This window comes from Methanoplanus limicola DSM 2279 (assembly GCF_000243255.1).
In the GTDB taxonomy this organism is placed as follows: Archaea; Halobacteriota; Methanomicrobia; order Methanomicrobiales; family Methanomicrobiaceae; genus Methanoplanus; species Methanoplanus limicola.
In genome coordinates, this window is the sequence record NZ_CM001436.1 from 1669404 (window position 1) to 1681546 (window position 12143).

Sequence of the window (12143 nt, forward strand, 5' to 3'; positions counted from 1 at the left end):
ATTATCCATAATATAATTAATGATAACACTTGATTTTAAAAAAATCTATTTATGTTTAATCTGTAACACTTTTAAAAAATTTATTAATAGTTAAAATCATATCAGATATTGTCATAATGAGATTCAGATATTTTGAACTTTTAATACTGCTGACTTTCTGTATTGCAGGAGTTTCGGCAGGTACTGGGGCTGATGATATTAAATATTCAATATATCCCGTTTCCGGTGGGGAAGATGAATATGAAATTACAGTTACAGGTTCCAATGATTTTTTGTCTGCTCTTGCAGTCTGTTTTCCCGGAAATTTTGAACTTATCAGGTCCGGTATGCCGGATGATATGTACCGAATTACAGGAAATAGTCTGTTAATCACTCTTCCCGGAGACGAAATATTCTCTTTTAATGTAAAATGTCCTGATATTTGTGATAATCCGGTTACAGTTATAGTGGAAGATATTGAAAATTCCAGAGCATTTACTGCAATTTATGATAAATCAGGAAATTGTATGTCAGGTGATAATTCTAATTTTGTAAATGATATTAATTCTGACAAACCAGCAGAGGCAGAAAAGAGTCCTCTGAATATTTCGCTCTTATCATTTCTGATCATTCCGGGTTTAATTGCATTTATTGTAAGAAGAGGTGGTAAATAATGAACTGTATCCGGGCAATATTAATAACTGCATTTATTACACTGATTATGTCATGCTCTGTCCACGGAGTTATGGCTGTAGCATCTGTTCTTCCGGAAGATACGGACAATAACGGAGTAATAAGCGAAAATGAGATAAGCAGGGCCATATTAAATTACCTGTCAGATAAATATTCTGTAAATAACGGAACCGGTTCTCCTGATTATTCACTTGCAGATGGGGTATATATCTATAATCACTGGGACGGGATGCCAAAGACAGTCGCAGATACATCCGGGCAGGAAATTACCCTGTACAAGCCGATAAGAAAGGCTGTTATAATGAATTCTGAAATTCTTGAGACCCTCCGGTCACTTGATTATGATGATGAAAAGATAGCGGGAGTCGGGAAGTATATTCTTGAAGATGATATCTTTTTCCCAGAATATGCAGATCTTCCAAATGTCGGGAGCGTATGGTCTTCCGATACTGAGAAAATAATATCTTTGGAACCTGACTCGGTATTTATATATGCAGATTTTATGAAGGATAAATCTGATGAAATTCAGGAGAATATACAATCCCTTAACCCTGATATACGGGTTTTCCGTTTTGATTTATTCAATCCGGAAAATTATGCAGATGAGGTCAGGTTATTATCTGTCATTGCTGACCGTGAGGAGGAAGGCGAAGAATTTGCAGAATTTTATGAAAAACAGATGAACACAGTACAGGATATTGCAGATTTAATTCCTGAAGATGAGAAAGTCAGGGTTTATTTTGAAAGCTGGGATGATTATAAAAGCTGTGCCGAAGGGTCCGGTTATGATGAAAAGATAACAATTGCCGGTGGTAAAAATATTTTCAGTAATGCGACACCTGAATATCCGGTGGTTAACCCTGAGTCCATATTATTTGGCAGTCCGGAAATAATAGTAAAACTTACAGGCTCAGGAAAGCTTGCTTTTGGAGGTTATGCTGATGATGACAATTCTAAAACCCTTCAGGTGTATAATGATCTTAAAAGCAGAACCGGATGGAGCACACTTCCGGCAGTAAAGGATAACCGCTTTCATATAATCAATAATGACATATTTGGGGGGCCTGAGCATTTTATCGGTATTCTTTATCTTGCAAAATGGTTCTACCCGGAGAAATTCTCAGATATAGATCCGCAGGAGATTCACCAGAAATATCTTTCTGATTTTCAGGGCCTTGACTATGACTTAAATGAGCACGGGGTTTTTGTCTCTCCTTAAAATATCGGCAAATCTGTTATCATGACGACCAATGAAGACCAATTCAACCAGAAATGCCGGGAGTTAAAAGCAAAAAAGAAGATATTTTTTTTAGTTGCTATTGCTCTGATAATATTCCTTGCCGGATATGGCATAACTATAGGCTCAGGTGATCTCTCAATTATTGATTCATACAGGGCATTTTTAAACGGTCTTTCTGAAAGATTATCCTCTTTGATTTCCGGAACTGTTACGGGACAGCAGGGTACAGCAGAGATAGTGGTGTGGGATATCAGGCTTCATCGAATCCTTTTTGCAATAGCTGCCGGGTTTGGCCTTGCAATTGCCGGAACTGTTATGCAGGGAATACTGAGAAACCCGCTTGCAAGCCCTTTTACGCTTGGTATAGCATCTGCTGCATCATGTGGTGCTTCTGTTGCCATTGTTCTTTTTGGTAGTATTGCATTCCTGTCAGGCAGCATGTTTGTTGTAATTCTTGCCTTTCTCTTCTCAATGCTCGCATCATTTGGAATTTATGCAATGGCAAGGCAGAAAGGGCTTGATTCATCTTCAATGATACTTGCCGGAATTGCCATTATGTATCTCTTTTCTGCTGTAACTTCACTTCTTCAGTATTTTGGAACATCTGATCAGGCTGCGGCTGTTGTTTACTGGATGTTTGGGTCGCTTGACCAGACGACATGGATGAAATTAGGCATTGTCTCGGTTGTTCTTCTGATCCTTACACCGTATGTTATCTATAGAGCATGGGACCTGAATGCCCTTGCGGAAGGTGATGAAATTGCAAAGAGCATTGGTGTTCCTGTTGAGAGGTCAATGACTGTATTTATGTTCATTGCATCAGTAATTACAGCTGTAATTATTGCTTTTACCGGAACAATCGGCTTTATAGGACTTGTTGCACCGCATATTACCAGAATGATCACCGGAAGTGATCACAGGGTACTTATCCCTGCTTCAGGACTTGTAGGATCAGTAATTCTCCTGGGTGCCGACAATTTAAGCAGGATAATTATATATCCTTCTGTAATTCCGGTTGGGATAATGACAGCATTTCTCGGTGTCCCGTTCTTCCTTTATCTCTTTCTTAGAAGGAGTGATTCCGGATGGTAGCACTAGCTGTAAGAGATCTGTCCTTCTCATACCGGGAAAAACCTGTATTTTCCGGAATATCTTTTGAAGCGGAAAAAGGAGAGGTTTTAGGTCTTGTAGGGCCCAATGGTTCGGGTAAAACCACTCTGATTAAGTGCATTGACGGGATATTAAAACCTGAGGGTGAGATCAGCATTTTTGGCTCTCCCATATCATCCATGGACAGAACAGATATTGCAAGACAGATTGCATATGTCCCGCAGTCACTCCCCGACGGTCTTTCATCAAGAGTTTTTGAGACCATTCTTATGGGCAGAAAGCCTCATCTGAACTGGAATATAAGTCCGGAAGATTCTGAGAAAGTTTACAGAGGGATGAAACTGCTGGGAGTTGAGGATTATGCATTCAGAAAAGTTAAGGAACTCTCCGGCGGTGAACGGCAGAGGGTTATGATTGCAAGGTCGATTGTGCAGGAGACACCTGTAATTCTGATGGATGAACCTACGAGCAATCTTGATATCCGGCACCAGATGGAAGTTATGGATACTGTAAGCAGGCTGGCAGATGAAAAGGGCCTGACCGTCATTGTCTCGGTGCATGATTTAAATCTTGCTGCACGCTACTGTGACAAAATAGTCATGCTCTCCGAAGGGTCAATGAAATGTTTCGGAACACCTGCTGATCTTTTAAAGGATGATATTATCAGAGATGTGTACGGAATTGAGGTTAAAATAAATATGGAATTTGACAGGCCGTATATTATTCCTGTAAAGCCTGTTTTAAAATAATATCCGGATAATTCAGACATGGTTAATATTACATTAATTTCATGGGGGAGTGAGATATCACTCCTGAAGAAGGCTGCTGAGAGAATAGACTTTAATCTGACTTCATGGAATGTTTATGAATTAAAGGCGGATGATAGTAAGGTTAGAGCGTGTATTGAATCATTTGCTGATTCTGATCTTGTTCTCATCCACCCCTCTCATGATTCTTACTGGGATGATATTATTGAAGGATTTCCAAAAGATCTTCCCGTGATCTCCTATGGTTTTTCTGACCTTTTCTGGTCGGCGTCTACAGTTCCCCTTTCTGTTGTATCTGCGGTGAGCACATATTTTCTCTACGGCGGGCTTGAGAATCTGTACAATATGCTTGCATTCTGTGCAGTAAAAGTTCTTGGGATGGATCTGCATTATGATGAACCCACAGTCACACGCTGGGAAGGCATATATCACCCCGACAGCCCTTTTATTTTTGACAGTTCTGATGAATATTTTATGTACAGGGGAAAGGTGCATGAATATAATGTCGGAATTATTTTCCTGAGGTCCCAGTGGATCTGCGGAGATTTAAGAAGTGTGGATGCCCTAATCAGGGAGTTTGAAAAGTTCTCAAATGTTACTGCTGTCTTCTGCTTTAGCAGCAGTGATGATGATCTCGGTGCTCTTTCAGGAGAGGAATGTATAAAAAGGTATATGCCTGAAAAGCTTGACGCTTTAATTGATCTGAGATCTTTCATCCAGAGCCGGGATCGGGATGCTCTTATCAGATGCTATAAAGAGCTTAGTATTCCGGTATTTCATCCACTCACATTTTATCATGACACTGAGGAAGAATGGCACAGTTCCAGATCCGGCATGTCAGGTTCGGAGGCGGCATGGACAGTTGCCCTTCCTGAGTTTTCAGGGATGACAGAGATGATCCCTGTATCATTTGCCGAGAAAGATGCTGAATCCGGAGCTGAGACAAATCTTCGCCTCCCTTCAGAAGAGCGAATAGTCCGGTTTTCAAAACGCATTTTCAGGTGGATGAGGTTATCGAAAAAATCAAATGCAGAGAGAAAAATTGCAATTATTCTGCATAACAAACCCTGTGCATCATCTGAAGGGACTGTTGGATCAGGTGCAAATCTTGATACCCTTGAGAGTGTATCCAATGTTCTCAGGGCACTGAAGAGGGAAGGCTATAATGTAAGAGCGCCTGAATCAGGTGAAGATCTGATAAATGAAATTATGTCAAAGAAGGCAGTATCAGAATTCCGGTGGACATCAGTGGATGAGATCGTCAAAAAAGGTGGTGCTCTGGCCCTTATAGCTCCTGATGATTACATGCAGTTTTTTTCTGCCCTTCCTGAGAAAGTCCGGTCAGATATGATTAAAACCTGGGGCAATCCTCCGGGTGAGGAGATAGATGGTGTCCCGCCTGCAATGGTTTACAATGGAAAAATTGTTGTGAGCGGGTTGAATTTTGAAAATGCCATAGTGTGTGTTCAGCCCAAAAGAGGGTGTGCCGGTTCGCGTTGTGATGGGAAGGCCTGCAAATTACTCCATGACCCGGAGATTCCCCCGACCCACCAGTATCTTGCAACTTACAATTACATTGGTGAAACCTTTGATGCAGATGTTATAATCCATGTCGGCACTCATGGAAATCTTGAGTTCCTTCCCGGAAAAAGCATAGGTCTTTCCGGTTCGTGCTATCCGGACATAGCAATCGGCAATATCCCGCATTTATATATCTACAATTCTGACAATCCTCCGGAAGGAACAACGGCAAAGAGGCGTGCCTGTGCAACAATTGTCAATCATATGCAGACTGTCATGGCAAACAGCGAATTATATGGCAGTTTAAAGGAGCTTGAAGATCAGATCTCCGAATATCGCCGGGCTGCTGTGACTGACAAGGCACGTGCACATGCCCTGACACATACTATAGAAGATCTCCTTGAAGAGACGGGAATCGGGTTATCCATCAATTTAAGAGGTCTGAAGTACATGGAAGCTTCCTTTGATGAGATCATTGAGGCTGCCCACAAGGTGGTATCTGAGACATATGAGACTAAAATTCCGGATGGCATGCATATATTTGGGCATCTTCCTGAAGGTGACAGAAGGACGGAGATGATTTACTCCATACTTGAATATGAAGGAGAACTGCTGGAGTTTATATATAAGGCAAAAGCGGAGACTGGTGCTCCGGGAAATGATAATCCTGCTTCTGCCGTGGATCCTGAGATTAAAAAGGAATCTGAAGGGATTGCAAAATCTTTTATTTCATATACAATATCCAGGGAAATACCTGAAATAATTTCCAGAAATCTCTTTGGAGTTGCTCTTTCTCCGGGACTTGAACCTGAATTCAGGCTGCTTTATGAGAAAATAAATGACATAAATCAGAGAATTGAGAATACTGACGAGATTGGTTCGCTTCTGAACGGAATTTCCGGTGGTTTTATTGAGCCTGGTCCTTCAGGACTTGTCACAAGAGGAAATCCGGAAATTCTCCCGACAGGCAGGAATATGTACTCTCTTGATCCATACAGGGTTCCGACAAAGGCAGCCTGGAGAATAGGCAGCCGTCTTGCTGAAGAGGTCATTAACAGGTACATTAATGATAATGGGAAATATCCAGAAAATATTGCATTTTACTGGGTTTCAACTGATGTTATGTGGGGTGACGGTGAGGTATTTTCACAGATTCTGAAACTTATAGGTGCTGAGCCGGTGTGGAAATCCGGCAAGGTAGTCTCTTTCAGGATCATTCCATATGATGAGTTGAACAGACCAAGAATTGATGTAACAATTAAGATCAGCGGAATAATGCGGGATAATTTCTACAACTGCATTGAATTTATGGATGATGCTGTAAAAGCAGTTTTAAACCTTGATGAGCCGGATGAGATTAATTTCCTGAGAAAACATGGCAGGGAAAATCCCTCCACATCAAGGATATTCGGCAACCGCCCGGGGACCTATGGAAACGGAGTAAATCTGGCTGTTTATTCTTCCGCCTGGAAAGAAGAGGCGGACCTTGCAGATATTTTCCTTGAGTGGAACAGCTATTCTTACGGGAGGGATAATTTTGGAACTCCGGCAGGAGATGATATGGTTTTAAGCCTGAAATCCGTAGATATGACTTTCAATGTTGCAATGACGGATGAATATGATCTGCTTGGGTGCTGCTGTTATTTCGGCAATCACGGCGGGCTTACAATTGCAGCAAGGTCAGTATCACATAAGGATGTTCCTGTTTATTATGGAGATACGCGGCACCGGGATGAGGTTGAGGTGAGAACAATTGCCGATGAAATCCGGCGTGTTGTCAGGACAAAACTGTTAAATCCAAAATGGATTGACGGAATGAAGAGACATGGATATAAAGGTGCCGGGGATATTTCAAAGAGAGTAACACATGTTTACGGATGGGAAGCAACAACCGGAGAAGTGGATGATTCAATATTTGATAATATTACAGAGACATTTGTTCTTGATGAGGATAACAGGAGTTTTTTCTCGGAAAAAAATCCATGGGCACTTGAGGAGATCTCAAGAAGACTTTTAGAGGCAGAAGCAAGAAATTTATGGAATGCAGATCCCGATGTTCTGGACCGGTTAAAAGAGGCATACATGGATATTGAAGGCGATATTGAAGACCGGATGGATGATTCCGGGGGTAATATTCAGGGTGGTTCCATAGATGTATATTCATTGAAGGAGCTTAACATCCACAGAGAAAGGTAGTACTTATTCATGCTCCAGTTAGCAAAATTTAAAACAATTTTTGTGCGTAGCCATTATTTTTTATTTGTGCTAATGATTAACAAATAATAACATATTTTTATTAACTCGTGTGCCAAAACTGAATTGATGTCTTATCCGATAAAACGGAGAATATTACCTTTTTCAGCAATTGTGGGGCAGGAATATATGAAAAAAGCCCTGCTGTTAAATGCTGTTAATCCGGCAATAGGTGGAGTTCTTATAAGGGGAGACAAGGGAACAGCAAAATCAACGGCTGTACGTGCATTATCAGAAGTGCTTCCGGAAATTTCTGTGATGAAAAACTGCCCTTTTAACTGTAATCCGGAAAATGAAGAAGAGATGTGTGAGTCATGCCGGAAGAGGGATGGCAGAGATGATTATACCATAAGGCAGGTTAAGATTGTTAATCTCCCTCTCGGCGCTACGGAAGACCGGGTAGTTGGTACAATAGATATCGAGAAGGCAATTAAAGAAGGTACAAAAGCTGTAGAACCTGGCATTCTTGCGGAAGTAAATCGTGGCATACTGTATATAGATGAGGTTAACCTCTTGGATGATCATGTTGCAGACATTCTTCTGGACTCTGCTGCAATGGGAGTTAATGTTGTTGAAAGGGAGGGCATTTCGCTCTCACATCCCTCCAAATTCATTCTTATAGGGACCATGAACCCTGAGGAGGGTGAATTAAGGCCACAGCTTCTTGACCGCTTTGGTCTTCAGGTAACTGTTGAGGGAATACTCAATCCAGATCTCAGGATGAACATTGTAAGGGCTGCGGAGCTTTTTGAAAGAGATCCTGAAGGATATTGTGCTTTATTCTCTGAAATGCAGGACAAACTCCGGGAAATAATAGTTTCTGCAAAAAAGATCCTCCCTGTTACTGAAATTTCGGATGAAAAAATCAGACTTATCGTTGATACCTGTATAAGTCTTGGAATCAAGACACACAGGGCAGAGATCACTATTATGAGAACTGCAAAGACAGTAGCCGCTCTTGACGGAAGGAAGACTGTATCTGATGAGGATATCAGAGAAGCCATGAAGCTTGCCCTTCCTCACAGGATGAGGAGAAAGCCATTTGAAGAGCCTGAGCTGGATGAGGAGATGCTTGATGATCTTTTTAATAACCGGAATGATGACCATCCGGATGATGAAAAAGCCCCTCCTGAAAGCAGAACTTCCGGTTCAGAACCGGAAAAATCCGTAAATAGTGGTGATAACCGGAAAAGCGGAACAGAAGAAAAATCTGAAAATTCGGGCAATAGTGGCGGTGCTGATTCCAATAACGGGAATTCCGGGAACTCGGGAAGGGAACCTTCTGAAAATAGCTGTGGTGACATAAGTGGTGAGGCAAACTCTTCTGAAAAAATACATCTGGCGGGAGAACCTGTGGATTCGGATAAGATTAAATATATTTCAGTAAGAGACCGGTTAAAAAGAAGAAATTCCGGCGGTAAAAGAAGTGAGTCTTTATCTTCAACAGGCCATTACAGGTCATCAAAAAGTTCTTCTTCTGGTCTGGACCTAGCCTTTGACGCTACATTAAGGGCTGCTGCGCCATATCAGAACCAGCGCAGTAGTGCTGGTATTGCGGTGAGTATCAATAAATCGGATCTGATGGAAAAAGTCAGGGTTGGAAAAGTATCTGCTGCATGTGTTTTTGTTGTGGATGCAAGCGGATCTATGGGTGCAATGAACCGGATGGAATCTGCAAAAGGTGCTGTAATGTCAATGCTTGGTGATTCCTACATAAACAGGGACAGGGTTGGTCTTGTGGCGTTTAAGGGCGATAAGGCAGACCTTCTTCTTCCGCTCTGTTCAAGTGTCGATCTTGCAAAAAAATCTCTTGAAGAACTCCCAACCGGGGGGAGGACGCCCCTGTCTGCCGGACTTTTTAAAGGTCTTGAAACTTTATTAAGGGAAAAAAGGAAGAACAGCAGAATAATGCCAATGCTTGTATGTATTACTGACGGCAGGTCAAACAGGTCACTCTCCGGAAATATAAAAGAGGAACTTGTAAAAGTTTCAGAAGAGATCAGAAGCAATGGCATTCACGCTGTATTTATTGACACTGAAAATTCAGAGAATAATTTTTTAAAGATGCAGATTGGTTACTGCAAAATGCTGGCCGAGCATTCGGGTGGCAGCTACTATTCACTTGCAGAACTTAGTAGGGACAGTCTGTATGATATTGCCTCTTCGGAGATAGACCTTCTTAACTGAAGAGAAGCCGGTCAGAATTAGAAATTATTGACAGCACATAATTGTCCTACAATATTTCATTCGGAAGTGTTGTGAATAAAATGATTTGTCTTCAGATCAACTTACAGATACAAAATAATTTTACTTAACACAACATAATATTTTACAATTGTAATGAAGAAAAAAAATATTCTGATAATCCTGATTCTTCTGATAATATCAATAGTCAGTATTATCTTCTCAATAACCCTCGGGCCGACAGAGGTAGAACTGTCCACCCTTCTGGGCATTTTTCTAAATCCTTCAGGTGCAGATCAGACTGCAAATCTGATAATACTGGACATCCGGCTGCCAAGAATACTCTCTGCATTTCTTGTAGGCTGCGGTCTGGCTGTTGCCGGTGCTGTGATGCAGGGGCTGTTTAAAAATTCAATGGCTGACCCTTATATTATAGGTACATCCTCAGGCGGTGCGCTTGGTGCTGCGATTTCAATAGTAATCTTTGCAGGTGCCGGTCTTCCGTTCTTTGCATTCGCAGGTGCAACCGGGGCGACACTTATGGTTTATGTACTTGCAACAAAAAAAGGGCGGGCTCCTGTTGAGACTCTTCTTCTCTCCGGAGTTGCATTATCTATGTTTTTCTCGGCCATACTCTCATTTCTTATGTATAATGCCGGGAAAAGTCTTCACCAGATAGTCTTCTGGCTGATGGGTGGATTCTGGAATGTGGGGTGGACAGATGCACTTACCGGCCTGATAATTATCCTTGCATCAGTATTTCTGCTCTTCTTCTCAAGGGATTTGAATATCCTTTCCCTCGGTGAGGATGATGCCGGCACTCTTGGAGTTGATGTTGAACTGCTGAAGAAAGTTCTTCTTATTGCAAGTTCACTTGTTGCCGGAATTGCGGTTGCGATTGCGGGTGCGATAGGTTTTATCGGCCTTATTACACCACATGTTATGCGCCTCATTGTCGGGCCTGATCACCGGGTGCTTATACCTTCATCACTGTTTGCCGGAGGATTATTCCTGCTGTGGGCTGATAATATGACAAGAACATTTTTCAATGAAATGCCGGTCGGAGTAATTACTGCATTCGTTGGAGCGCCATTCTTCCTGCTCCTGCTCAGAAAGAGGATGAAAGCATGATAATTGTAGATGATATCTCTTCTGGATACGGTGGTGAGGAGGATATAATCCATGACATCTCTTTTTCATCGGGAGAAGGGGAATTTGTAGGGATTATTGGACCAAATGGTTCGGGTAAGAGTACTCTTCTTAAATCCATTGCAGGTATTTTAAACCTCTCCAAAGGAATTGTGAATATTAATGATCTTAATATATCAAAGGTTTCGCCAAAAGAGATGGCAAAAACCCTTGGTGTTGTCCCACAGGAGACTGCAGTATCCTTTGATTATTCAGTCTTTGATATTGTGATGATGGGCCGTCATGCCTACATAGGCAGATTCAGCCAGGAATCTGCCACTGATACTGAAATTGTGAATCAGGCAATAGATAAATGCAATATCAGACATCTTGCAGAGAGATCTGTAAAAGAGATAAGCGGTGGTGAGAGGCAGAGGGTGATTATAGCAAGGGCGCTTGCGCAGCAGCCAAAAGTGCTTCTGCTGGATGAGGCGACATCACACCTTGATATCAATCACCAGATGGAGATACTGAACCTGATAAAGGGTCTTTCCGGTGTGACAAAGATAGGAGTATTTCATGATTTAAATCTTGCATCCCAGTACTGTGACAGGTTAATTTTATTGAATAAAGGAAAAATATGCTTGTCCGGTCTGCCAAATGAAGTCATTACACAGAAAAATCTCTCGGAATTTTATGACATTAATGCAGTTGTAGCTGTAAATCCTATAACAAAGAAACCAAGGATAGTGTCCTTAATTGAATCAGGTGAAAAATCAGCTAAAAAACTTAAAATTCATATCATCTCCGGCGGAGGTTCGGGCTGTGAGATAATGTATGCCCTTTATGAATGCGGACATGAACTGACTGCCGGAATTCTCTCAATTGATGATTCGGATTATTCTGCAGCCAGATCAGTTGGGATCGAAGTGCTGTCGGTTATGCCTTTCTCTCCTCCCGATGGTGCAATACTGGCTAAACTCTCTGAAGTTATTTCACAGTCCGATGCGGTCATAGTTGCCGGCATGTGTGTCGGCGACAGTAATATTGTAAATATTGAAGCTTTATCGATGAATAATAATATTCCTGTATATCTCTTCGGTGAATTTTCTGATTTTACTTCAGAAAAGAAACTGCCTGATACACTGGGAGCCATAGCTAACGGAATATATTATTCCGGAGATATCTCGGGGTTGTGCGCAAAAATATCATGCAAATGAACCAAACTTATTTTTAGTTATCTAAAATTAGGGTGAATTATATATCTT

General features: G+C 41.5%; 8 protein-coding genes. All 8 read left to right on the top strand.

Features of this window, described 5'->3' with window-relative positions:
- The first annotated feature begins 116 nt into the window (after positions 1–116).
- The 8 genes from METLIM_RS08040 to METLIM_RS08075 all read left to right on the top strand — a co-directional run bounded on the left by METLIM_RS08040 (position 117) and on the right by METLIM_RS08075 (position 12095).
- Complete coding sequence (locus METLIM_RS08040; RefSeq protein ID WP_004077459.1) at positions 117–653, top strand: hypothetical protein; 537 nt, start codon at positions 117–119, stop codon at positions 651–653.
- On the top strand, positions 653–1891 hold the full coding sequence (locus tag METLIM_RS08045; protein WP_004077460.1) for an ABC transporter substrate-binding protein: 1239 nt from the start codon (positions 653–655) through the stop codon (positions 1889–1891). The genes METLIM_RS08040 and METLIM_RS08045 overlap by 1 nt, the downstream gene beginning before the upstream one ends.
- Positions 1892–1912: 21 nt before the next feature.
- Positions 1913–3004 carry a FecCD family ABC transporter permease gene (locus METLIM_RS08050; RefSeq protein WP_004077461.1) on the top strand — a complete coding sequence of 364 codons (1092 nt, stop codon included), beginning with the start codon at positions 1913–1915 and terminating at the stop codon, positions 3002–3004.
- A complete protein-coding gene (locus tag METLIM_RS08055) occupies positions 2998–3771 on the top strand; it encodes an ABC transporter ATP-binding protein (RefSeq protein WP_004077462.1) in 774 nt (257 codons plus the stop codon). The genes METLIM_RS08050 and METLIM_RS08055 overlap by 7 nt, the downstream gene beginning before the upstream one ends.
- A gap of 18 nt (positions 3772–3789) precedes the next feature.
- Positions 3790–7506 carry a cobaltochelatase subunit CobN gene (gene cobN / locus METLIM_RS08060; RefSeq protein ID WP_004077463.1) on the top strand — a complete coding sequence of 1239 codons (3717 nt, stop codon included), beginning with the start codon at positions 3790–3792 and terminating at the stop codon, positions 7504–7506.
- A 126-nt stretch (positions 7507–7632) separates the two neighbouring features.
- The gene (locus tag METLIM_RS08065; protein ID WP_004077464.1) at positions 7633–9750 is read left to right on the top strand and encodes a magnesium chelatase subunit D family protein; all 2118 of its coding nucleotides are present in this window, start codon (positions 7633–7635) and stop codon (positions 9748–9750) included.
- Between the two features lie 153 nt (positions 9751–9903).
- Positions 9904–10878, top strand: coding sequence for a FecCD family ABC transporter permease (locus METLIM_RS08070; protein ID WP_004077465.1), 975 nt, complete (start codon positions 9904–9906; stop codon positions 10876–10878).
- On the top strand, positions 10875–12095 hold the full coding sequence (locus tag METLIM_RS08075) for an ABC transporter ATP-binding protein (protein ID WP_004077466.1): 1221 nt from the start codon (positions 10875–10877) through the stop codon (positions 12093–12095). The genes METLIM_RS08070 and METLIM_RS08075 overlap by 4 nt, the downstream gene beginning before the upstream one ends.
- Positions 12096–12143: the final 48 nt, after the last annotated feature.